Source organism: Serratia sp. JSRIV006 (assembly GCF_019968685.1).
In the GTDB taxonomy this organism is placed as follows: Bacteria; Pseudomonadota; Gammaproteobacteria; order Enterobacterales; family Enterobacteriaceae; genus Chania; species Chania fonticola_B.
Genome location: NZ_CP074137.1, coordinates 4,084,120 through 4,108,464 on the forward strand (window position 1 = coordinate 4,084,120; position 24,345 = coordinate 4,108,464).

At 54.9% G+C, this 24,345-nt stretch carries 23 protein-coding genes; 4 read left to right on the forward strand and 19 right to left on the reverse strand.

The features are described 5' to 3' along the window. Positions 1–75: 75 nt before the first annotated feature. Together KGP16_RS18955 and KGP16_RS18960 are read right to left on the reverse strand one after the other, a co-directional pair. Entirely contained in the window at positions 76–876 is an 801-nt protein-coding gene (locus KGP16_RS18955) for an energy transducer TonB (protein ID WP_223500197.1), read from the reverse strand. A 102-nt stretch (positions 877–978) separates the two neighbouring features. Beyond that, positions 979–1,818, reverse strand: coding sequence for a ChaN family lipoprotein (locus KGP16_RS18960; RefSeq protein ID WP_059201459.1), 840 nt, complete (start codon positions 1,816–1,818; stop codon positions 979–981). A gap of 183 nt (positions 1,819–2,001) precedes the next feature. Here KGP16_RS18960 and mmuP point away from each other — a divergent pair, with 183 nt between their 5' ends. Both mmuP and mmuM read left to right on the forward strand, forming a co-directional pair. Continuing rightward, positions 2,002–3,411 (forward strand): S-methylmethionine permease, encoded by a 1,410-nt coding sequence (gene mmuP / locus KGP16_RS18965; protein ID WP_021807081.1) that lies wholly within the window; start codon positions 2,002–2,004, stop codon positions 3,409–3,411. Beyond that, entirely contained in the window at positions 3,401–4,339 is a 939-nt protein-coding gene (gene mmuM / locus KGP16_RS18970) for a homocysteine S-methyltransferase (RefSeq protein WP_223498177.1), read from the forward strand. The genes mmuP and mmuM overlap by 11 nt, the downstream gene beginning before the upstream one ends. 45 nt (positions 4,340–4,384) lie before the next feature. Here mmuM and maeB read toward each other — a convergent pair whose 3' ends face one another. From maeB to KGP16_RS19005, 7 genes are all read right to left on the reverse strand, one after another. Beyond that, on the reverse strand, positions 4,385–6,664 hold the full coding sequence (maeB, locus tag KGP16_RS18975) for an NADP-dependent oxaloacetate-decarboxylating malate dehydrogenase (RefSeq protein WP_021807083.1): 2,280 nt from the start codon (positions 6,662–6,664) through the stop codon (positions 4,385–4,387). A 273-nt stretch (positions 6,665–6,937) separates the two neighbouring features. Further along, on the reverse strand, positions 6,938–7,900 hold the full coding sequence (locus KGP16_RS18980) for a sugar-binding transcriptional regulator (protein WP_021178715.1): 963 nt from the start codon (positions 7,898–7,900) through the stop codon (positions 6,938–6,940). Positions 7,901–7,999: 99 nt separating this feature from the next. After that, positions 8,000–8,656 carry a dihydroxyacetone kinase subunit DhaL gene (gene dhaL, locus KGP16_RS18985; RefSeq protein WP_059201461.1) on the reverse strand — a complete coding sequence of 219 codons (657 nt, stop codon included), beginning with the start codon at positions 8,654–8,656 and terminating at the stop codon, positions 8,000–8,002. A gap of 3 nt (positions 8,657–8,659) precedes the next feature. Further along, positions 8,660–9,661: a dihydroxyacetone kinase subunit DhaK gene (locus KGP16_RS18990; protein ID WP_094982062.1), complete on the reverse strand. Its 1,002-nt coding sequence runs from the start codon at positions 9,659–9,661 to the stop codon at positions 8,660–8,662. A 29-nt stretch (positions 9,662–9,690) separates the two neighbouring features. Further along, on the reverse strand, positions 9,691–10,449 hold the full coding sequence (locus KGP16_RS18995) for an SDR family oxidoreductase (protein ID WP_094982050.1): 759 nt from the start codon (positions 10,447–10,449) through the stop codon (positions 9,691–9,693). Between the two features lie 23 nt (positions 10,450–10,472). Further along, on the reverse strand, positions 10,473–11,732 hold the full coding sequence (locus KGP16_RS19000; RefSeq protein ID WP_021178719.1) for an MFS transporter: 1,260 nt from the start codon (positions 11,730–11,732) through the stop codon (positions 10,473–10,475). Positions 11,733–11,798: 66 nt separating this feature from the next. After that, positions 11,799–12,911: an alcohol dehydrogenase catalytic domain-containing protein gene (locus KGP16_RS19005; RefSeq protein WP_021807087.1), complete on the reverse strand. Its 1,113-nt coding sequence runs from the start codon at positions 12,909–12,911 to the stop codon at positions 11,799–11,801. A 320-nt stretch (positions 12,912–13,231) separates the two neighbouring features. Here KGP16_RS19005 and rpiB point away from each other — a divergent pair, with 320 nt between their 5' ends. Together rpiB and tal are read left to right on the forward strand one after the other, a co-directional pair. Then, positions 13,232–13,690 carry a ribose 5-phosphate isomerase B gene (gene rpiB / locus KGP16_RS19010; protein WP_021178721.1) on the forward strand — a complete coding sequence of 153 codons (459 nt, stop codon included), beginning with the start codon at positions 13,232–13,234 and terminating at the stop codon, positions 13,688–13,690. 181 nt (positions 13,691–13,871) lie between these two features. Next, complete coding sequence (gene tal, locus KGP16_RS19015; protein WP_024484505.1) at positions 13,872–14,822, forward strand: transaldolase; 951 nt, start codon at positions 13,872–13,874, stop codon at positions 14,820–14,822. Between the two features lie 533 nt (positions 14,823–15,355). On the opposite strand, the gene KGP16_RS19020 is transcribed toward tal, so the two are convergent. From KGP16_RS19020 to napF, 10 genes are all read right to left on the reverse strand, one after another. Beyond that, on the reverse strand, positions 15,356–16,510 hold the full coding sequence (locus KGP16_RS19020; protein ID WP_371822128.1) for an IS481 family transposase: 1,155 nt from the start codon (positions 16,508–16,510) through the stop codon (positions 15,356–15,358). Between the two features lie 101 nt (positions 16,511–16,611). Further along, a complete protein-coding gene (gene nudK, locus KGP16_RS19025; protein WP_037376378.1) occupies positions 16,612–17,187 on the reverse strand; it encodes a GDP-mannose pyrophosphatase NudK in 576 nt (191 codons plus the stop codon). Between the two features lie 257 nt (positions 17,188–17,444). Continuing rightward, positions 17,445–17,942: a hypothetical protein gene (locus KGP16_RS19030; protein WP_059201465.1), complete on the reverse strand. Its 498-nt coding sequence runs from the start codon at positions 17,940–17,942 to the stop codon at positions 17,445–17,447. 237 nt (positions 17,943–18,179) lie between these two features. After that, positions 18,180–18,797, reverse strand: coding sequence for a cytochrome c-type protein NapC (gene napC, locus KGP16_RS19035; protein ID WP_021178724.1), 618 nt, complete (start codon positions 18,795–18,797; stop codon positions 18,180–18,182). Positions 18,798–18,808: 11 nt separating this feature from the next. Beyond that, entirely contained in the window at positions 18,809–19,258 is a 450-nt protein-coding gene (gene napB / locus KGP16_RS19040; protein ID WP_021178725.1) for a nitrate reductase cytochrome c-type subunit, read from the reverse strand. Continuing rightward, on the reverse strand, positions 19,255–20,166 hold the full coding sequence (napH, locus tag KGP16_RS19045) for a quinol dehydrogenase ferredoxin subunit NapH (protein WP_094982733.1): 912 nt from the start codon (positions 20,164–20,166) through the stop codon (positions 19,255–19,257). Before napH ends, napB begins: the two co-directional genes overlap by 4 nt. Then, a complete protein-coding gene (gene napG / locus KGP16_RS19050; RefSeq protein WP_021807091.1) occupies positions 20,166–20,918 on the reverse strand; it encodes a ferredoxin-type protein NapG in 753 nt (250 codons plus the stop codon). The genes napH and napG overlap by 1 nt, the downstream gene beginning before the upstream one ends. 10 nt (positions 20,919–20,928) lie before the next feature. After that, positions 20,929–23,415, reverse strand: coding sequence for a nitrate reductase catalytic subunit NapA (napA, locus tag KGP16_RS19055; RefSeq protein WP_024527084.1), 2,487 nt, complete (start codon positions 23,413–23,415; stop codon positions 20,929–20,931). Next, positions 23,412–23,678, reverse strand: a complete 267-nt coding sequence (gene napD / locus KGP16_RS19060) for a chaperone NapD (RefSeq protein ID WP_166735081.1) — start codon at positions 23,676–23,678, stop codon at positions 23,412–23,414. Before napD ends, napA begins: the two co-directional genes overlap by 4 nt. Beyond that, positions 23,665–24,162 (reverse strand): ferredoxin-type protein NapF, encoded by a 498-nt coding sequence (gene napF, locus KGP16_RS19065; protein WP_021807093.1) that lies wholly within the window; start codon positions 24,160–24,162, stop codon positions 23,665–23,667. The genes napD and napF overlap by 14 nt, the downstream gene beginning before the upstream one ends. Between the last annotated feature and the right edge of the window lie 183 nt (positions 24,163–24,345).

Sequence of the window (24,345 nt, forward strand, 5' to 3'; positions counted from 1 at the left end):
TTGAGCATAGCTTGCCCCTCTCCTGTTGCGCACAACAAGAGATAAAGCCTGATGGGTAAATACGTTTTGGCTGGCTTACAACAGCGCCAGGTTAAAATCTACTGCCATGGTCACGGCAACCTTGCCTTGGCGTAGCATCTCCGCCGGTGGCGTAGGTAACGGCTGCGCACGCAATATCACCGCCAGCGCTTCACGATCTAACGACGCGGTAGCTGAGGGCGTTTTCAGTACGACATTGGCCACTCGCCCCTGAGCATCCACCACGAAACTCACCACCGGTGCCCCCGAACGCTGACGCCGTTTGGCGTCTGCCGGATAACGCTTCACGCGGTTGAGCATCCCTTTAACCTGACTCTCCCAGGAAAGCTTGGCCTGTGCCTGCGTGGTAGAATCGCTGTTTAACGGTGCCGCCACCCGCTGTGCCAGGTTTTGCGCCTTGGGTGCCGCCGTGCTGGCCGCTGCGGAATGCGTGACGTCTTGCTCTTTCTCCATAGGCGTTGGCGGCTTTGGCGGTGCTTTACGCTGTTGCTTATGCGCATTTTTACTGCGCTCGGCCACCACAATTTTTGCCGCTTCGGCACGTGCCAGTTCGGGCATCTCTGGCTCCCTCTGCTGTTGCACAGGCTGTGCCGCCGAACTATCCGCCTGTTGCTGCAACCCCAGCGGCAACGGCTTGGGCTGGCTTGGCGCTTCGATCTGCGCCGCCCAACTGAGCATGATCGCCGGTGGTGGCATCAGCACCGGCGGCAGCGAAGTTTGCGGCCAGTAAAACAGCCATACCAGCGCCAGATGAATGCCTAGCGCATACAGTAAACCACGCCCCCAGCGCGGCTGCGGCAGAGTTGCCGCCTGAGGGCCATAAGGCTGACTAAACATAGGGATAGTAGATTACCTAATCGCGAATGATTGCAGATCACATTTGCTAATAATAATCATTTGCAAATGTTAATGACAGATCTTTTCGCTATCTTGACGTAATCATTTTGCGGTTGGCGTGACCCAAAGGTAATCCGCCATAGGCCGATCGATGGCCACGCCCTGCTCTGCCAACATCAGCACCGTAAATTTGGCACCGGGCTGCAGATCCTGGATGTGCAGTGGCACACCGACCGTTCTGGAGGCGTGATAACCGCCCACCATCAGCAGTGCCGGGGTGGGTGCAGCCAGTAAACTTTCGGCCATACGGCGATCGCGTTGCTGCTGAATAGCCAGCATGGCATGCAGCTGCACCGCATCAATTTTGCCGTCATGGGAATCACGGATGGTGGCAGCGAGCGCCTGCTGGACTTCTGGCCGCACCGAAAGCTGGCCTTTGGGGAATTCGGGCCGTTGATAAAACGCCATGATTTCGCTGCGATCGAGGTTGGCAGACAACAGAGGATAAGGTGCGCGCATCGCCGCCATTACCACCTCGCCATACAGTGACCACTTCCAACTGGCTTGCCAGGCGGTCAGTTCAGCTACGCGGCTATCACGCACCGTCGGTTCGGTTTGCAGCCATTGTTTTACTTCATCCACTTTGCCTTGCTGGCTGGGCGTGATCATCTCCATCAGCACGCTGCCCTGTGGCCGCTGTTGCGGTAATTGCTCTACCAGCCACAGTTCGATCTGGTGGTGATAAGGATTGTCGTGTTTTTCACCCACGATCACCCGTGGCTGTTCTGCCAGGCGCGTCAGTAACTGCTGCGGCGTCAACGTCTCGCCACTGCGTAAATCAACAATCTTGCCTAGCGTGGTAATGTCGCTTTTCGGGGGGGAGACAGGCCCCTGGCTACAGGCTGTAAGCACCAGCGTTGCAAACACTATCAGAAATTTCATGTCGTCTTTCCTTACACAAAAGTGGCGACATTATAGAGAATAATTATCATTTGCATATAGAAATTGGCAGCAACTGGTGGCTGACAGCTGTTTTTTCGTTACCTTGTTTTGAGTTACGTTGATTTCGCGTAATGGAACCGGTATAACTGATAGCCATTTAGACGTCCATATGGATAGATTGTTATGCAACCTGCCGCTGAAGGGCAATTCAAACGCACCATGAAAGCCCGGCATTTGGTGATGCTGTCGCTGGGCGGCGTGATCGGTACCGGTCTGTTTTTCAACACCGGCTATATCATCTCCACGACCGGTGCACTAGGCACCCTGCTGGCCTACTTGATTGGCGCTGTCGTGGTCTATCTGGTCATGCTGTGTCTGGGGGAACTTGCCGTTGCCATGCCGGAAACCGGCGCATTTCACGTCTATGCGGCACGCTATCTTGGCCCGGCAACCGGCTATACCGTTGCCTGGCTGTATTGGCTGACCTGGACCGTTGCGTTGGGCTCCAGCCTGACCGCCGCCGGTTTCTGTATGCAATACTGGTTTCCACAATCACCGGTCTGGTTGTGGTGTCTGATTTTCTGTCTGGCCATTTTTCTGCTCAACGTCATTACCACCCGCTTCTTTGCCGAAAGTGAATTCTGGTTCTCGCTGATCAAGGTGATCACTATTCTGGCATTCATCGTGCTGGGCGGTGCGGCCATGTTTGGCCTGATCCCGATGAAAGACGGCACGCCAGCGCCCTTCCTGAGTAACCTGACCTCATCGGGTTGGCTGCCCAATGGAACGTTACCGATCCTGATGACCATGGTTGCGGTCAATTTCGCCTTCTCCGGTACTGAGCTGATCGGCATTGCGGCGGGCGAAACCGAAAATCCGGAAAAAGTGGTGCCCTGGGCCATCCGCACCACGGTGATCCGCCTGATGGTATTCTTTATCGGAACGGTATTTATCCTGGCAGCGTTGATCCCTATGGAGCAGGCCGGGATTGTGAAAAGTCCGTTTGTCCTGGTCTTTGAACGCATTGGAGTGCCTTATGCCGCCGATATTTTCAACTTCGTGATCCTGACCGCCATTCTCTCGGCCGCCAACTCCGGGCTGTATGCCTCGGGACGCATGCTGTGGTCGCTGGCCAATCAGCGCACCCTGCCTGCCTATTTTTCACGGGTGAATGCGCGCGGGATCCCGATGAATGCATTGACGTTCAGCATGCTCGGCGGCGTGCTGGCCCTGTTGACCAGCGTGATCGCGCCCGATACGGTGTTTGTGGCACTGTCTGCCATTTCCGGCTTTGCGGTCGTTGCCGTCTGGCTGAGCATCTGTGCCGCCCACTACGTTTTTCGCCGCCGCTACCTGCGCAGCGGTCAACCGATTGAAGGGCTGAAATACCGAGCACCAGGCTATCCGCTGACGCCTATTGTCGGCTTTGCGCTGTGTTTATTGGCCTGTATCGGTCTGGCATTCGACCCAGAGCAACGCGTAGCGCTATATTGCGGCCTGCCGTTTGTGGCGATCTGCTATCTGGCCTATTACCTGACCCGGCGTTCCGGGCAGAAAAATCTACTGAACACCGGAGAAGAACATGTCGGTTAACAACCCTCTGGCCGCCTTGCTGGCCGATAACCGCACGTTGATTTTGGACGGGGCAATGGCCACCGAACTGGAGGCCCGAGGTTGCGATCTCACCGATCCGCTATGGTCGGCAAAGGTGCTGATTGAAAACCCGGAGCTGATTTATCAGGTGCATCTGGATTACTTCAAAGCAGGAGCACAGTGCGCTATTACCGCCAGCTATCAGGCCACGCCCCAAGGTTTTTTACGCCGGGGTCTGGATGAGCCGCAATCGTTGGCACTGATCGCCCAAAGCGTCCACCTGGCGCAGCAGGCGCGCGCCGATTATCTGGCCCAGCACCCACAACGATTGCCTTTGCTGGTGGCCGGTTCGGTCGGCCCTTATGGTGCCTATCTGGCGGACGGCTCTGAATACCGTGGCGACTACCATCTGCCGCAAGCAGAGATGATCGCGTTCCATCGTCCGCGTATCACTGCTCTGGCCAATGCTGGAGTGGATCTCCTGGCATGTGAAACGCTGCCTTCGTTCGCCGAATTACAGGCCCTGCTGGCGCTGCTGGAGGAATTCCCAGCGCTGGGTGGGTGGTTCTCTTTCACTCTGCGCGATAGCCAACATCTAAGCGATGGTACACCACTGGCCGTCGTCATGGCTGAGCTTAACGATAACCCGCAGGTACTGGCAGTAGGCGTCAATTGTATCGCGTTGGAAAACGTCACGCCGGCGTTGCAGCAGCTTGCCGCGCTGAGCAATAAACCGTTACTGGTTTACCCTAACTCCGGCGAACACTACGACGCGGTGAGCAAAACCTGGCACAGTTGCGGTAACCACCAGCAGCATCTGATCAATCAGTTGGCCGATTGGCAGCATGCCGGTGCCCGCTTGATTGGCGGCTGCTGCCGAACCACGCCTGCCGACATTCAGGCGATTGCCGAACTCTGCCACGCATAAAAAAACCCCCTGTGGCCGAAGCCGCAGGGGGTCACTTTCACGCTATTACAGCGGTTGGGTTTGTGCTTCCACTACGGCCAATGCCACCATGTTGACGATACGGCGCACCGAAGCGATCGGCGTCAGGATATGTACCGGCTTGGACACGCCCATCAATACCGGCCCTACCGTCACCCCTTCGGAAGAGGAGACACGCAGCAGGTTGTAGCTGATCCGCGCCGCTTCCATACTTGGCATGATCAGGATGTTGGCCGAGCCTTTCAGCGGGCTGTCCGGCATCAAATCGTGGCGGATACTTTCTACCAGCGCGGCGTCACCGTGCATCTCACCGTCGATCTCCAATCCTGGTGCCATCTGATTGACCAGCTCCAGCGTTTTACGCATTTTGCTCGCCGACGGGCAGTTGGAAGAACCAAAGCTGGAGTGGGACAACAACGCCACCTTCGGTTCAATCCCGAAGCGCCGTACCGTGTCTGCCGCCATCAGGGTGATTTCCGCCAGCTGTTCCGGCGTTGGATCATCGTTGACGTAGGTATCGGCGATGAAGGTGTTACCGCTCGGCAGCAGTAAGGCGTTCATTGCTCCTGCCACATGTACCCCTTCACGGAACCCGAATACCTTTTCCACCACGTCATAATGCTCGTGGTAGCTGCCGATGGTGCCACAGATCATGGCGTCGGCTTCCCCACGGTGCAGCATGATGGCAGCAATCAGCGTTGGGTTACCGATCACCGCACGGCGAGCCTGCTCCTGGGAGACGCCACGGCGCTTCATGATCTGGTAATACTCACCCCAGTATTCATTGAAACGCGGATCGGACTCGTTATTCACCACTTCAAAGTCTTTACCCGGCGTCAGCTGCAGGCCAAGTTTCTTCAGGCGCATTTCAATCACGCTTGGGCGACCCACCAGGATCGGGTAAGCCAGCCCCTGCGATACCAGCTCTTGGGTAGCATGCAGGACGCGCTCTTCTTCACCTTCGGCCATTACCACGCGTTTCACTTCTTTCTTCGCCTGGGAGAAGATCGGCTTCATAAACAGGTTGGTTTTGTAAACGAACTCGGTCAGTTTCTCCACGTAGGCATCGAAGTCTTCGATCGGGCGCATCGCCACGCCAGAATCCATGGCTGCCTTGGCTACCGCCGGGGCGATTTTGACAATCAGGCGCGGATCGAACGGTTTGGGAATGATGTATTCCGGGCCAAAGGAAAGGTCCTGATCGCCATACGCCGAAGCCACCACGTCGCTCTGCTCTGCCAGCGCCAGATCGGCAATGGCGTGCACGCAGGCCAGCTTCATCTCTTCGTTGATGGTCGTGGCCCCCACATCCAGCGCGCCACGGAAGATGAACGGGAAGCACAGCACGTTGTTCACCTGATTGGGGTAATCAGAACGGCCGGTACAGATGATCGCATCTGGGCGCACCGCTTTCGCCAACGGCGGCAGAATTTCCGGTTCCGGGTTAGCCAGCGCCATGATCAGCGGATCTCTGGCCATGGTTTTCACCATGTCCTGCGTCAGCACGCCAGGGCCGGAGCAACCCAGGAAAATATCGGCATTGGGAATGGCATCCCCTAGCGTACGCTGGCCGTTATCCGCAATGGCATACGCCGCCTTGGTTTCTTCCATCTTGGCATCGCGGCCCTGATAGATCACGCCTTTGGAGTCGCAAACGGTGATATTCTGCTTGCTCAGACCCAACGCGACCAGCAGGTTCAAACAGGCAATGGAGGCCGCACCGGCTCCCGATACCACCAGGCGTACGTCGGAGATATTTTTCTTCACCACCCGCAGGCCGTTGAGCACCGCAGCGGTGGTAATAATCGCCGTGCCGTGCTGATCGTCATGGAACACCGGGATCTTCATGCGCTCACGCAGTTTCTTCTCAATATAGAAGCACTCGGGCGCTTTGATATCTTCCAGGTTAATGCCGCCGAAGGTCGGTTCCAGCGCGGCGATCACGTCAATCAGCTTGTCAGGATCGAGTTCATCGACTTCGATATCGAACACGTCAATACCGGAAAACTTCTTAAACAGAACCCCTTTACCTTCCATGACCGGTTTACCGGCTAGCGCCCCGATATTCCCCAATCCCAGCACCGCGGTGCCGTTGGAGATCACCGCCACCAGGTTACCCTTGGCGGTATATTTATAAGCGGCCAGCGGATCGGCGGCAATTTCCAGGCAGGGGGCAGCCACACCCGGCGAATAGGCCAAGGCCAGATCGCGCTGTGTCGCTAGCGGTTTAGTCGGCGATACCTGGATCTTCCCTGGGACCGGAAACTGATGGAAATCAAGGGCACTCTGTTTGAGCTGTTCGTCCATTATGGGTTCCTTTGCTTTCTTCTTTTATGTTGAGGTAAGGCTTTATCGCTGAACCAGTATAGTGAGAGAATCGTCACAAACTTTGAAGCGTGCCATAACCTTGGGTAAAATTCGTAAATAAAAGTTAAAAGGAAGTTAAACGAACAGAAAAGCAGCAGTTTTATTATGCCTGCGTCAACCGTTTACCACGAAGGTTCGTAGGTGTATGTGAGTGAGAGGGGAAATGGCAAAGGGCTCAACCTGACGCAGTTAAACCCTTTTTTACCACAGCGATTACTGTGACATATTAAGAATGGTGCGGATATTGAGGGCGCTAGTCGCGATGATATCGATCGCCCCGGTACGCAGCGCGCCCAGAATAGCCAACGCTTTGGTATTCTCAGAAGCAATGGCGATCACACAAGGGATTTTCCGCAGCTCATCAATACTCAGGCCAATGACGCGATCGTTCATCACCGTATCTACATGCATCCCCTGCGCGTTGAAAAAGTCATAACCGGCGATATCACCGATCACCCCCTGATTCAGACTGGCATCAATGATCTCGTGGGGAGTAAACCAGCCAAGCTTGACCATATAGCTGTTTTCATTCATATCACCGATGCCCACCAGGGCCACATCGGCCTTGCGCGCCCGATCCAGGGTTTCCTTGATGGTGCCGTTTTGCATAAACGCTTCTTTCAGCGCCCGGTTTTCTACATATGCCGGGGCATACAGCGTCTCGCTGCTACCACCAAACTTCTTCGCCAGACGGCGGCTGATGTGGTCAGCATTGATGGCGTCACCGGGGCGATGTGTTCCCCCAATGCCACAGATAAACTTACAATTTTTGGGGGCCACGCTGCCCACATGATCGGCGATCGCGGCCACGTTACGCCCTTGGCCAACCGCCAGCACCATATCGTCTTTCAGGGACATGGCCAGATAACCGGAAACCAATGCTGCTACCTGACGCCGCTGTTCTTCCTCATCCTGATGATCCAGCGCGATTAATGCACGGCTGAGGGAGAAACGCTCCAGCATTTGCTGCTCCAGCCGGGTACTGAATACCGGATGATAGCGGACGGTGATCTCAACAATGCCTTCTTCTTTGGCCCGCTTGAGTAAACGCCCGACCTTAATCCGCGAAATACCGAACTTTTTTGCAATCTCTTCCTGAGTGATTTCATCCTGATAATACGCCACGGCAATTTCAGTCAGCAGTTCGTTATCCTGGGATCCTGTTTTTTTTTCCATCCGTTACACGTTTCCCCACGGCAGATTGGTCTTTTTCAATAGAAGATGGGTTCAGCATGCCGAACCCATCTTATCGCATTGCCCGCTAGTATAACCTGTTCAGGCGGCAACGGTATTCAAGCGTTGTTCCACCGCATCAGCCAGTTGGCATAAAAGTAGACAACAGGATACCGCACCGGCATCCAGCACGCCGCGCGAACGTTCCCCCAATCGGCTCGCGCGACCAATCTTGGCAACCAGATCGCGGGTTGAATCACGCCCGGCAACGGCAGCCCGTTTCAACTGCTCCAGCGACTCACTGAAGCTATCGCCACGCCGAACCGCCTGCTCAAACCCTTCGATAGCAGGGATCAGCGTATCCATCAGGCACTTGTCGCCTACGCCAGCGCTGCTGATGTCCTGCAGTTCAGTGAGCCCATTGCGCAACATGGCCAGAAAAACCTGTTTATCCAGCGCCATTTTATCACGCACGCTGTCGGCCATGCCCATGAACAGGCTGCCATACAGCGGCCCCATCGATCCACCAATCCCTTCCATCAATGCGTCCGCGACCGCGTCAAAAGCCTGCGCCAACGTCAGTTTTTGGCCCTTGATGGCCTCACCACATAAGGTGAAGCCTTTTGACATATTAATGCCGTGATCGCCGTCGCCAATCGCACCATCTATTTCACTGAGATACTCGCGATTGCTGACAATCACGCCAATCAGCGCCGCGACGATCTCATTGCCATACTGCGTAGAAATTTGTGTGGTCATGATTCACTCCACCTGAGTTAGGCCCAATGAATGAGCGGGCATATCGAGCAACGTTTTCAATTGGTCGTCGAGCTTCATCAAGGTTAACGTCACCCCCATCATTTCCAGCGAGGTAAAATAGTTACCCACATAGCGACGGTGAACCTTGATACCGCGCTCCGTCAGCCGCTTTTCAATCTCGGCATAATAGATGTAGAGCTCCATCACCGGCGTGGCCCCCAGGCCGGAAATCAACAGGGCAACTTCCTGCCCCTTGTTCAACGGCATATCATTGAGCACAAAGTCGAGCATGGTGCCAGCCATCGCGGACGCCGACTGGATCGGGGATACCTCAATCCCAGGCTCACCGTGATGCCCAATCCCGATCTCCATGTGGCCATCGGCGATATGGAAGTTGGGCTTACCTACCGCCGGGATGGTGCAAGAACTGAGCCCGACGCCGATCGAGCGGCAATTGCCAATCGCCTTTTGCGCAGCAGCGATCACCCCGTCAAGATCGTAACCCAGCGCTGCGGCAGCAGCCCCGATTTTCCACATCAGAATCTCACCGGCAACGCCACGACGTTTTTCAATTTCACTGGCGGGCGCAGAAGCAACATCATCATTTGCCACCACGGTTTTTACCGTGATACCGGCGGCGCTGGCCTTCTTCATCGCCATTTTGACGTTCATATTATCGCCAGCATAGTTGCCATACAGGCAGGCGACCCCCGCCCCGCTGTCCGCTGCCTTGAACGCATCCAGAAATGCCCCCGCCGTTGGCGAAGAGAAAATCTCACCGATGGCCACAGCATCGAGCATGTTCTTGCCAACATAGCCCAGAAACGCAGGCTCATGCCCCGAGCCCCCACCGGTAACAATACCCACCTTGCCTTTGATCGGTGCGGCAGGGTATTTGAGGACTCGTGCATTATCGGTCGCGGTGAAATATTCCGGATGAGCCTTCAGATAGCCCTGAATGGCATCTTCCACGACGCGATCGGGATCGTTAATGATTCTGTTCATCATGGCCTCTCTTTTGCCTGAGTATCGAGTTATTGAATGGTGTAACCGCCGTCAACCACCAGATTGCTGCCGGTGATCATGCTGGCCGCATCGCTCGCCAGGAACAGCGCGCTGGCGGCAATATCCTCGGGTTCGGCAAAGCGCCTCAGGGGGATTTTCTGCTTCATTTGTTCTGCAACCTCGCCAGACCATGCTTTGCGCCCCAACTCGGTCAGCACCACCGTGGGCGAAATGGCGTTTACCCGCACGTTGTGCGGCCCCCATTCCAGTGCCAGAACCTGGGTCAAGCCAATTACGCCGGCTTTGCTGGCGCAGTAAGCCAGATGATTGGGCAAGGCGACCACGCCGGCCTGCGAGGCCAGGTTGATAATGCTGCCACTGCCCTGACGGATCAGATAGTGGCCCACGACCTGGCTGGTAAGAAACACCCCTTTCAGGTTCACCGCCATGGTGTTATCCCAAGCGTCTTCGGGCAGTTCTTCCGCCGGATACAGCGCGACGATCCCAGCGCTATTGACCAGCACATCCAGCCGCCCGAAATGGGCATTGGCCTGCGCAACCGCCTGTTCTACAGAGGCTTTGTCGGTGACGTCCATCACGATGCCTAACGCCTGTCGCTGATCCAGCTGCTGAGCAATCTGCACCACCTGTGGAGCACGATCCAACAGTACGACCTGCGCGCCGTTTTGCAGATAGCATTTGGCAATAGCCAGACCTATTCCCGCCGCGCCGCCGGTTATCAACGCCACTTTCCCTTGCAAGGCTCCCTTGCTTTGACCAGTAATCATAGAAAACTCCCTCAAACGGTTAGTTACGCCAAGCTGTGATGATTTTCTTCCACGGCGGCAGGCACGGCTTTAGGCAAGGTGACATATTTCATCAAGACGCCGCTGAACAAATACAGGCCGGTGAAAATCCAAATCACCCCGCTGCTCCCCAAGCTGCCGATAAATAACCCTACCACTGCCGGGCCAACGAAAGTGCTCAACCCCGCGCCAAGATTCAGGATCGACATGGCGGCACCTTTATTCTCCGGGGCCAACGTTGGCATAATGGCCGAAAGAGGCACGAAGGCCGCCAGGCAAGCACCGAATAGCCCGGCGGCCACGACGGTCAGCAGATAATTGGGACCGAGGAAGTAAGGCACGTAATAGAACATCAGCGTGGTGATAGCGCAGCCGACGCAACCGAACCACATGACGACGTTACGCCAGCCCAAGCCGTCGCTGATCACCCCAAAGATCAGGTTGAAGATAATGTTCACCGTCCACAGTGCCGCATACATCTGTAGCCAGTCAGTGCGGCTAAACCCGATATCCATCATGTACATCGGCATAAACACCACGAAGCCATACGCCGCAGAGGTATTGATGGTGCGGACAATGCCACCCAGGCCGATTTTCGGGTTCTCAAACGCAATGGTGATCCCCTTTAGCACATAGCTGAGGGAGGCTTTTTGCCTGTCCCCCACGTCGCTATGGCCAGGAGTGCGGTTAAGCATCAGTGCGATCATCGCCCCGAGCACCACAAAGATTAATGCGCTCCATAAGGTGTGAATTTCCCCCAGGAACGGCAGCATGATGCTGGAATAGAGCACGCCCAGTACGCTCAACCCACCGCTATAGACAAACCAGAAAATCCCCACGGCGGAACCCAGCCTTTCCGGCGGAGCCTCATAGGCGACCCATACCAGAAAACCATAGGCAAACAGGGGATAGCCCAGCCCGCGCAGCGCATAGGTCGGTATCATCACCGACAAGTTATTACTGGGTAATCCCCACACCAGAAAACACACCGAGCCCAGCAGGAATAGCAACAATCCAGCCAGCATGACGCGGCGAGCGGTAAAGATTTCTGCCAAAACGCCGGAAAACCAGGCGGAGATTGCCGCAGCAAAACCGTAAACGCTAAACAGCAGCGCAGATTCCTGAATGGTTAAGCCTTTGCCGATCAAATAAGGTGAAAGCCAGCCTTGTTCCAACCCCTCCCCCATCATAAAGACCAACACACCGGCATAACCGAGCATTAATTTTGGTGACAGACCAATGCGATGAATCAGTCCATTCAGCATAAAACACCCCAGCACATTGAATTGTGGAGGTGCAGGCTAGCCCGCACCCGAAGAATGATGCAGGCATTACAGATTTGGATTGAGCACCACTTTGATTGAGCCGATGCCCCGTTTCATCATGGCGAAGCCTTCAGCAAACTGCTCGAGCGGCAACGTTTGGGTGACGACACCTTTGGTGGGCAGATCGCCATTGCGTATCCCTTCAATCACCAACGGATAACAATAAGGACCCAGGTGCGATCCCAGCACATCCAACTCCTTACGATCGCTGATAATGCTCCAATCGACGGTCACCGGATCTTTAAATACCGAGAACTCGACAAAGGTGCCCAACTTACGGATCAGCATCAGCCCCTGTTCGACAGATTGCTGGGCGCCGGTGGCTTCAATGTAGATATCGCAGCCGTAGCCTTCGGTCATGTCCTTAACGATCGCCATCACATCATCGCGCAGTGGGTTCAGCACAACGTCAGCACCAAATTCTTTCGCCAGCGCCAGGCGTTCGTCTGACAGGTCGAGCACCACCAGCTTCGATGGACCGGATTTTTTAATCGCACCGATCATCCCCAAGCCCAGCGTTCCGGCACCGGCCAGTACCACCACGTCCCCCAGCTTGATGTTGGCGCGCTGTACCGCATGGAAAGAACAGGCATAGGGTTCGATCAGAATGGCGTCTTCGATCGGCATATCCGCAGGAACGTGATAGTTGATGGCCTCTTTGGTGAACTTCATGTATTCCGCCATACCACCATTAACGTTATTCTGGAAGCCGTACAGATCGTGTTTCTCACACATCCAATACTGGCCCCGGTTACAGAAACGGCATTGCCAGCAGGGAACGATCTGTTCTGAAATCACCCGATCGCCCAACTTGAATCCTTCAACGCCCTCCCCATAGCCCACCACGTGGCCGATAAATTCGTGGCCTGGGATCATCGGCGCTTTGATGTAAGCCGGCTGTTTTTCATCTCCCCAAAAACTGGCCGCTCCTTCAAACGCTTTAACATCACCGGCGCAGATGCCACAGGCTTCAACTTTCACCAGGATCTCGTGCGGGCCAATTTTCGGTACCTCCACAAGCTCCAGGCGGTAATCCTGCGGGGCATAAGCCACCACCGCTTTCATGGTTTCAGGAATGCCTTCGGCCATGGTTGCCGCTGTTACGCAGTTCTGACACATAATTCTATCCTCGGGTAGGGTTTATTTTTATGATCATAAGTACACACAAAGAACAAATAAACACTACATACTCTCAACATGTTTGCCCACCACCAACCTTTGAAATTGTGATCCTGCTCAAGAAGCCCCCTTAAAGTCACCTAATAGGCCATAAAGTCGATTTATTCGTGATGTTCATCACCTTTATCGGCCATAATCCCTTAGTCAAAATAAAAACAAATGAACACCAATTGAACATTTGATAAATCATGGTTATGGTATTCGCCATGACGCGCCAGCGGGGATCGTCAGCCTTACCCTTGATCAACAGGAGATGTGTTATGCAGCCTATTGCGATTGGCGCCGATGATGCCGCCATTGAACTGAAGAATGTGATCGTTGCGTTTCTGCAACAGCGCGATATTCAGGTTACCGACTACTCACCGGGAAGCGATACGCCCCCCATCGGCTATCCCGATATCGCCTTTCAGGTGGCGCAAGGCATTAAGGATGGGAAACACCAACGTGGCATTTTGCTGTGTGGCACCGGTATTGGCATGAGCATTGTGGCCAACAAGGTCCCGGGGATCCGCGCAGCACAGTGCCATGATACCTATTCGGCACAGCGCGCACGTAAAAGCAACGATGCACAAATCATCACGCTTGGCGCACGCGTCATTGGCCCGGAACTGGCAAAATCGATCGTCGAAGCCTGGTTGAGCTCTGAATTTGAAGGAGGGGGATCGGCGCCTAAGGTGGCAAGGATCGGCTATTACGAACAGGTTGTTGGCCAACGCTGAACCAACGTCGACAGAGGGTCACGGCTTGGGGGGCCCATGTGGTATTTCTGCCCCCATTGTTTCTATCCATCGCAACAATCAGAAAAAGCGTATTTCATTCATCAGCCATATGATGCATGGTGTTAACCATAATGAAATACGTTCTCATTTACTGTTATGACTTTGGGCAAGGAGCTTATAAATGAACCAGTTAGACGCACTCAAACAGTTGACCGTGGTTGTTGCCGACAGCGGTGATATCGAATCCATCCGCCAGTTCGAACCGCAGGATGCCACCACCAACCCTTCGTTGATCCTCAAGGCCGCGGCGCTGCCGCAGTATAAGTCACTGATCACCGAAGCGCTGGAGTACGCCCGCCAGCAAGGCGGCAGCAAAGAAACCCAACTGATTAACGCCAGTGACAGACTGGCGGTGAATATTGGGGTCGAAATTCTAAAAAGCGTACCAGGGCGAATCTCCACCGAGGTGGATGCCCGTCTATCCTTCGATCGCGGTATGTGCGTGGCTAAAGCACGCAAGCTGATCGGCATGTATCAAAACCAGGGGATCGATAAATCCCGCATTCTGATCAAGCTGGCGGCTACCTGGGAAGGGATCAAGGCGGCCGAAGAGCTGGAAAAAGAAGGCATCAACACCAACCTGACGCTGCTGTTCTCCTTTGCTCAGGCCCGTGCCTGCGCCGAGGCCGGTGTTTATCTGATTTCGCCGTTCGTTGGCCGTATCTACGATTGGTATCAGGCCAGACAGCCGATGACCGATTACGATGCCGAGCAGGATCCGGGCGTGAAGTCCGTTCGTACCATTTATGAATACTATAAACAGCACCGCTATCAGACCGTGATCATGGGCGCCAGCTTCCGTAAGGTTGAGCAGATCCTGGCGTTGGCGGGTTGTGACCGTTTGACCATTGCGCCAAACCTGTTGGAAGAGTTGAAGCAAAGCAATCAGCCTATCGAACGTAAACTGACGCCGTCTACCGAAGGGTTTTATCAGCCAGCACCACTGGCCGAGGCGGAGTTCCGCTGGCTGCATAACCAGGATGCCATGGCGGTTGAGAAGTTGGCCGAAGGCATTCGCCTGTTCGCCGTCGACCAGCAGAAGCTGGAAGACATGCTGATCGCACAGCTGTAAAACGATGATAGAAAAGTGAGATCGGCAAAGCAATTGCCCCTCACCCTAACCCTCTCCCACAGGGAGAGGGGACCGATCGAGTGTGTTTTAAAGATAGTGACTCACTTTGGCTAAGGACGATCAAGCTAGCTAAAATGACTGCTTTATTTTCAGGACCGATCGAGTGTGTTTTAAATGCAGTGACTCACTTTGGCCAAAGGCGATCAAGCCAGCTAAAATGACTGCTTTATTTTCAGGACCGATCGAGTGTGTTTTAAATGCAGTGACTCACTTTGGCCAAAGGCGATCAAGCCAGCTAAAATGACTTCTTTATTTTCAAACGAGTAGGGGCTAACAGCTCCCTCTCTCTGTGGGAGAGGGGACCGATCGAGTGTGTTTTAAATGTAGTGACTCACTTTGGCTAAGGGCGATCACGCTAGCTAAAATGACTTCTTTATTTTCAAACGAGTAGGGGCTAACAGCTCCCTCTCCCTGTGGGAGTGTACAGACCGGGGACATGGTAGACAGGTGTTCAAGGACATGGTGAACACTTTTTAACATCCTTTACCCATGATGATCGACCTATTTCTCAGGTCGATCGTCCCCACTTTCGTGCTGTACCACCATACCTCGTAGTAGCCCTCTCTCTCACTTTCCTTCAGTCCGACATATTCACCGATAAAGGCCTTGCCCACTTTCAGACCCATCCCTTTCAGGCTCAGTTTTCCACTGACATCCACTTTCCTGACCAAAACCCCCTCGTCATACTCGGCTGCCGCCGGATTGCCATTGTACTGTCGCGATGAAGGCTGATAACGGGACGCCGGTACCGCCATTGACAGGGCTTCGTGTGGACGCTCCAGGTTGTAGGTATTTCGCCAGGCGTCGAACACCTCCTGCAACTGCGCGGCATGGGTAAACCACCGTCCCTGCAGGAGCTCTGCCTTCAGGCTGCGGTGGAAGCGCTCCAGCTTACCCTGAGTCTGAGGATGATAAGGCCGAGAGTGACCCACCCGGATACCCTGACGCATCAGCCACAGTTCCAGCGCGGTCCAACTGCCCGTCGTGTCGCCCCAGGGGGCACCATTATCCATGGTCATTCTCTCCGGCAAGCCATAACGTTCGAACACCGCTATCAACTGTGACTGCACGGTGACACGTCGCTCGTCCGGGCAGTGCGCCAGACAGAGCGAGAAGCGCGAATGGTCATCCAGCAAGGTCAGCGGATGACAACGCCCTTCGGCGAAGGGGAAGTGGCCTTTAAAGTCCATCTGCCAGAGTCGGTTCGGTGCGTCATGTTCAAAGCGTCCGACGGTGGGCGTCGGTGACGGACCGCCCGGTAGCAGGTCATGGCGGCGCATGAGGTTATGCACGGTGCTGGCGGCCGGTAACGTATGCCCCTGCATCTCGAGCCACCGCTTGAGCTTGCGCGCGCCCCACATCGGATGGGTCAGGTGCGCAGCGCGGAGATGTTGGACAACGGTGTCAGAGGTTCTGCTGGGGGAATGGTGTGGCACTCGAGAACGTTCGTTCAGACCGGCCCTCCCATCAGACTGCCAGCGATGTAACCACTTGTATGCGGTAGCAGGCGCTATGCCGAACTGGCGGCATAGCGCACGGATATTAGCGCCTTCTTGCGAGGCGAAAAGCACAAACTCGGTACGTAATGACATGGCAGATCTCTCATCCCACGGCATAAGCAACTCCACTCAGAAGTACTCATACCTATGTTGTAAGTGTCTACCATGTCCCCGAACAAGTGTTCATGATGTCCCCGGTCTGTACAGGGAGAGGGTTGGGGTGAGGGAAACTACTCCATCACCCGGTGGATCTGCAAATACTGCAACAGCATGATGGTTTTACCATCCTTAATGCGGCCGTCGGCGATCATCGCGATTGCCTCACCAAAGGGCAATTCCACCACTTCAATATCTTCATCCTCAATGCCACCCCCGCTGGTTTGGCGTTCGTTATCCTGGTACTCAGCAATAAAGAAGTGGAGTATTTCCGTCACGCCGCCCGGTGACATGTAGGCCTCAAAGATCTTTTGCACCTTCGAAACCTGAAAACCGGTTTCTTCTACCGCTTCACGGCGAGCGCACTGTTCGGGCTGATCGTCATCCAGCAGCCCGGCGCAGGCTTCCAACAACATGCCTGTGGCATTGCCGTTGACGTAGGTTGGCATACGGAATTGGTTGGTCAGCACCACGGTGCCCTTGGCGCGGTTATACAACAAAATGGTCGCCCCGTTACCGCGGTCATAGACCTCGCGCACCTGTTCGATGGTTCCGCCGTTTTTACGTTTTAACTCAAAGGTGTATTTATTCAATACGTACCAGTTGTCCGATAACAGCTGCTTTCTGATATTTTCTATTTTTGACGACATATTCTCTTCTTCCGTAAGCCAACGCACCGCAACCTTTGGCCACTAGCAAAGCGCAGCCACGGCGGATTTGCAACAAAAAACCGCAGGCTGAACAGAAATGGGGGCTTGGGGCGACTAAAATTTCAGCGAGATGATATTACAGTGGCTAGCCAATGCCACACAGCTGAAATATACCAATGAGATAAAAACCTCTCATTTCACAACAAAAGGTTTTTATCAAAAAGACAGCTGTAAAACCTGAGAATAACCTGACATATTTACGGTTTAGGAATGGCATCCAACTGGAAACTTGTTCCACTGGTCACGTTACCCTCGTCATCATAGAAATCAACACCGAGCCATGCACTGGTAAATTGCCCTCCATTAGCGGGTAACATCATTGAATTGGGCGTCAAGATCCCTTTATCGATCATATCCTGATATGCAGCGATCAGTTCCTGCTGCCGTGCCAATACCTCTCCGACGGTATCACCACCGACTTGAGCATACCCCGTACTGACGCTATTTAAGGCCGCTTGATTAAAACAGTTATAAAAGCCGCTAGCAAATCCCGAAAAATTCTCATTGCCGATAGCCTCCCTGACGGCTACGGAATCAAAGCTGGCATTAAACAAATAGATACCAACTTTTATTTTTTTATCGGCCTCTGTCACATTGGGATTAACTTCAAAACTCAGCATCGAATAAATGCTACTCTTATCCTCTTTATCCCAACCATGCATACGTGCATCAGTAATAAACTCATGAGCGTCCATATTATCAATCCTCTTCAGTCAGTGTGTCGTTTGGTTTTCCAACCCAAGCACCTACTTGGATAAAAATAATATATGTAATTGGGGTAAATGATGATATCCAGTCCTGTTGTGCTGACTCTGAAACAAACACTCATCATTTGATCACGGAAGGGCGGGGTAGCGAATAATCCGACACCTCATCATATTGAAAAAAACCCCGCAGGCCTTGCAGCGCTGCGGGGTTGATATCTACCAGAGTTAGAATCCGGTAGGGACTCCGTGCATGTCCGGCAGTTTATGTGCGATCCCTTTATGGCAATCGATACAGGTTTTGCCTTCGGTGATGGCTTTGTCATGCATCTTGGCCGCCACGGTTTTCTGCGCGGTGAAATCCATATACTCGAAGTTGTGGCAGTTACGGCACTCCTGCGAGTTATTGGCTTTCATACGCGCCCATTCGTTGCTGGCCATGGTCAGACGATGCTCCTCGAACTTCTGCGGCGTGTCGATGATGCCAAACACCTTGGCGTACAACTCTTTGCTGGCCTTCAGCTTACGCAGCATCTTCGGCCCCCACTCATGCGGGACGTGGCAATCCGGGCAGGTGGCACGGACGCCACTGCGGTTGTTGTAATGCACCGTCTCCATATACTCTTCGTAGACGTTTTCACGCATCTCGTGGCAGCTGATACAGAATTTTTCGGTGTTGGCCGCTTCCATACCGGTGTTGAAACCGCCCCAGAAAACAATCCCGGCGACAAAGCCCAACAGCAGCAAAGTCCCCAGGGCCAGCCTGCTCGGCCTGCGCCACCAGCGCCATAGACGACGGATCGGTCCGGCCTTTTTCTCGGATGTTGTGGTATTACGTTCGGCCATAGCTCCCCCGCTTAGTGCCCAAAGCCCTGCATAGGCTTGAAATCATTGCCGATGATTGGTGCCGCATCGGTTTGTGGTACGTGGCATTGCAGACAGAAATAACGACGTGGAGCGACTTCCCCCAGCACCTTGCCATCGCTGTCCATAAAGTGTGTCGGGCTGATACGCGGTGCTCCGGTGGTGCGATAGTGCTCCACGCCGTGGCACTGCAAGCAGCGGTTAGTGTTTTTGCTAATCTGGTAGCCGTCGACGCTGTGTGGGATCATCGGCGGCTGGTTGACATAGTTTAGCGCCATCTTTTCCTGCTGCTTGGGCATTTTGATCTGCCCTTCAGCCGTGCCGGAAACCTCTGGCGATTGCTTGAGATCGACATCACTGGCGGCAAACGCGGCACTGGCAACTACCAGTGTTAACAGCGCGCCCCACAGGGAAAGCTGCTTTTTCAGGACATTGCTGGTCATTTTTTGGCTCCCGAATAATGAAATTTGCTCTTAATTTCGAATACGTTTTCTGCACAAACGTCGATACAACGTCCGCAGGCAATACAGGCATCACTGGCAACCCGTGGTGTACCTTTTTTTACTAATAACGGCTCACGCAGGATCTGCGGTTCTGGGCAAACATGAAAACAATCCATGCAGCGGGTACAGTTATCACGATGCTCCGCGCTGATCTGCACCACACCCTGGCTACCAATGGCGCCATACAGCGCTCCCATTGGGCAAAGATGGCCACACCAGCCGTGTTCGACCACCAGCAGGTCGAACAGGAACAACGCCACAATCAACCAGATGCCAGCACCAAATGCGGCACCCAGCCCTTTCAGCCAGGCTAATACCCCTTCCCCGCTGCTGCCATGGATCAGCCCGCGCCCCATCAGGGCCACCGGATTAATCCATTCCCAGATCAGCGTGCCACTCACGGCACTGCCAACCAGTACGACAAGCAAGATGCCATAGCGCAGGGAACGAGGCAGGCTGGCCGATTGACGCAAACCTAACTTGCGCCGCAGCCAGGCCGCCAGATCGGTCACCGGGTTGACCGGGCAAACCCAGCCACAAAACACCCGATTACCGATCAGGCCGTAGATCAGCACCACTACCGCGCCTACCCACACCAACCAAGCTGGCCAATGCCCGGCCAACAGGCTTTGCAGCATCATCAACGGATCCGTTAACGGTACCGTCTCCGCCAATAGGCTGGCGCTGTAATTGCCACGCAGGATCCAGATGCCCCACAGCGGCCCGGAGAGAAACATCAACAAGATCAACAGTTGGCTACAACGGCGCAGGATCAGGAAGCGGTTGCTACGCAACCAGCCATGGCGCGAACGGGCATCACGCCCCGCTTCAGCGACTGGATTAGCCATCATTCACCTCCCTTTACGCCGCGTGCCGGCAATGTGAGGCCTTCCGGCACCAGTGAATGCCCTGCACGCTGCTTTTCCTGCCAGCCCCAGCGATAGTGTTCACCCAATTGGCCACGCGCCAGTTCCATCGGTAACACCTTGATCGCCGCCTGCTCAAGTACACAAGCCTGCTCACACTTGCCACAGCCGGTACAATCCTGGCTGTGAACGGTCGGCAGAAACATGGCGTGCTTGCCGGTACGCTCGTTGTGTTGCAGATCCAAGGTGATGGCCTTGTCGATCTGCGGGCAAACCCGGTAACACACATCGCAACGCAGCCCTTGCCAATTCAGACAGTTTTCATGATCCAGCAACACCGCCAGCCCCATCCGCGCCTGATCGATATCCGTCAGGTTTGGATCCAGCGCACCGCTCGGGCAGGCCACCACACACGGGATGTCTTCACACATCTCGCAAGGGATATCCCGCGCCACAAAGTACGGCGTTCCCGCCGCTCTCGGCGACAGCAGCGTCGCCAGTTTCAGCGTCTGGTACGGGCAGGCTTGCACACACTGACCGCAGCGAATGCAGGCGCTATCAAACGCCCCTTCGGCCAGTGCTCCCGGCGGCCGCAGGGCCAGGCCATCACGTGCCTGAGACTGCTTTTGTTGCAACCCCAGCAGTACGCCTATCCCTGCCAACCCGGCCACGCTGCGCGCAGCATCCCGCAGGAAGCGCCGCCGGGCCGGTGTTTTATCTCGTTGCTGGCTCATTCCGTTGGCCTTATACCTTCTCCAGTTTTACCGCACACTTCTTGAAGTCGGTCTCTTTCGACAGCGGATCGGTAGCGTCCAGCGTCAGATTATTGACCAGTTGCGCGGCATCAAAGAACGGCATATACACCAGGCCTTTCGGCACACGGTTACGGCCACGGGTTTCGACGATGCTCACCACTTCACCACGGCGTGACACTACCTTCACCTTGTCACCACGGCGCAGATTGCGGCTCTTGGCGTCCAGCGGATGGATAAACAGCACCGCCTCTGGGAAGGCTCTGTGCAATTCTGGCACCCGGCGAGTCATCGAACCGGTGTGCCAATGTTCCAGCACGCGGCCAGTGGACAACCACAGATCGAACTCCTGATCCGGGCTTTCCGCCGCTGGCTCGAACGGCAGTGCGAAGATCACGGCTTTGCCGTCTGGCTTGCCATAGAAGCGCACGCTTTCACCGGCCTTCACATAAGGATCGGTCCCTTCACGGTAACGCCACAGGGTTTCCTTGCCATCCACCACCGGCCAGCGTAAACCGCGCGCCTTATGGTACATATCAAAGGCCGCCAGATCGTGACCATGGCCACGGCCAAACCCGGCATACTCTTCAAACAGCCCTTTCTGGATGTAAAAACCGAAGTCGCGCGACTCGTCGTTCAACTGGTCGGCCGGGATCTCTTCCAGCTTGTACTTGTTCACTTCACCGTTAACGAACAGGACGTCGTACAAGGTTTTACCCCGGTATTCCGGCTTCTGGTTAATCAGCTCCGCAGGCCACACTTCTTCCACCTTGAAGCGTTTGGCAAATTCCACCAACTGCCACAGGTCAGACTTGGCCTCGCCAGGCGCTTTCACCTGCTGATGCCAGAACTGAGTACGGCGCTCGGCGTTACCGTAAGCCCCTTCTTTCTCTACCCACATCGCAGTAGGCAGGATCAGGTCGGCGGCCAATGCGCTCACCGTTGGGTACGGATCGGAAACCACGATAAAGTTGCGCGGATCGCGCCAGCCCGGCATACGATCTTCGTTAATGTTTGGCCCGGCCTGCATGTTGTTGTTACACATCACCCAGTAGGCGTTCAGCTTGCCGTCTTTCAACGCACGGTCCTGTGCAACCGCATGCAGCCCGACTTTTTCCGGGATGGTGCCAGCTGGCAGTTGCCATTTCTGTTCGGCAATCTGGCGATGCTTCTCGTTGGTCACGACCATGTCCGCTGGCAGGCGGTGGGAGAACGTCCCCACTTCACGCGCAGTACCACAGGCAGAAGGCTGGCCAGTGAGTGAGAACGGCCCACAGCCCGGCTTGGAGATCTTGCCGGTCAGCAGGTGCAGGTTGTAGCACAGGTTATTGGCCCAGACGCCGCGGGTATGCTGGTTGAAGCCCATCGTCCAGTAAGAGACGACTTTCACATTCGGGTCGGCATACAGTTTGGCCAAGGCTTCCAGTTGGTCTTTCGGCACACCGCTTAACTCAGCGGTTTTATCCAGCGTGTACTCCGCCACAAAGGCCTTGTAATCTTCGAAGCTCATCGGCTCCGAAGCATCGCTCCCTGGGTTCTTGGCCGCTTTCTCCAACGGGTGGGTTGGGCGCAGGCCGTAACCGATATCGGTCGCCCCTTTGCGGATATTGACGTGCTGCTTGAGGAAATCCTGGTCAACCGCATTGTTCTGAATAATGTAGTTGGCGATGTAGTTCATGATCGCCAGATCGGTCTGCGGGGTGAACACCATGCCGTTATCCGCCAGCTCGAAGCTGCGGTGTTCAAAGGTGGAAAGTACCGAGACGTTGACCTTATCGTTGCCCAGGCGGCGGTTGGTAATGCGCGACCACAGGATCGGGTGCATTTCCGCCATATTGGAGCCCCACAGCACGAAGGCGTCGGCCTGCTCGATATCATCGTAGCAGCCCATCGGTTCATCCATGCCAAAGGTGCGCATAAAGCCGACCACGGCAGAAGCCATACAGTGGCGAGCGTTTGGATCGAGGTTGTTGGAACGCAGACCCGCTTTGAACAGTTTGGAGGCCGCATAGCCTTCCCATACCGTCCACTGGCCGGAGCCGAACATGCCTACCGCCTCTGGCCCTTTTTCTTTCAGGGCCCCTTTGAATTTTTCTTCCATAACATCGAAGGCTTTTTCCCAAGTGATGGGAGTAAATTCACCTTCTTTGTCATACTGCCCGTTCTTCATGCGCAGCATTGGCTGTGTCAGTCGATCCTTGCCGTACATGATCTTGGGCAGGAAGTAGCCTTTGATACAGTTCAGGCCCCGGTTAACCGGAGCATCCGGATCGCCCTGCGAAGCCACGATGCGGCCATTTTGGGTGCCGACCAGAACGCCACACCCGGTGCCGCAGAAACGGCAAGGTGCTTTATCCCATTTGATTTCGTCACCGCTGCCGACCACGGCCTGGGCGACCGTTGGGATCGTCAGCCCGGCAGCTGCGGCAGCAGCCGCGGCAGCGTTCGCTTTCATGAAGTCTCGACGACTGAGTTTCATGGCATTACCTCACCTTGCTCATCCTGCTGGTGATAAACCAGCGACACTGCCAACACGCCTTCCAGATTGCGCGCCGACTCAATTTTTTCCAGCAACGCCTGGGAGCGTGCTGCTTGCATAACGACGACCAGTTTGCCCTGCTGTTGATCCTGTGCCGGAATTTCCGTATCAGGGATTGCCAGCAGCGCCGAGATCAGCGCCGGGAATTTGTCAGGCCGAGCCTGCACCATCAACCCGCTTACGTGCCATTCACTGCTCATTATTTTCACTCCGGGTTATTGCAATCGCCGAGGTCGGGCAACCGGCAACGCAGGCACCGCAACCATTGCACGCCGCCGCCTCGAGCGCCGGTTGGGCTATGCCGCCTAACCGTGGCCGAAAACGGATTGCCTGCGTTTCACAACTGTCCTGACAGCTGCGACACTCTACCCCCTGCATCGCCAGGCAAACGGCCGAAAACGAGGCCACTTGTTGCCAGGGTTGGTGCTGGGGTGGGTAAAACAGTGGGGCTTCGCAGGCATCTGCGCATTGTCGGCAAAAGGTACATTCCGCGCGTTGGAAATCGATTTCGGGATAACCGCCACTGCCACTGATCAATACGCCGGTTTCGCAGGCATTAACGCAGGCCTGGCACCGGGTACAACCCGCAAGGAAGAGAGGGGCTTCACGCGACCACGGGGGACGGATCGCATCAGTTTGATGACGCCATTGTCCGCTGAGCAATCTGCGTCGCGACAATTCGGCCATTCGGGTTATCCTTCAAAGTTGGCAACACGCGCGCGTGTAAAAAATTATTATAGTGTGACTTTATTATTGTTTGTCTCGCACCTCGGGTAAGAGGCAAGGATAAAATAGGCTTATCGGAGGGGGTAGATAATCACCCTAAATAGGTAAAAGTAGGTATTACTTGCGCCAGATCAATCACTGATA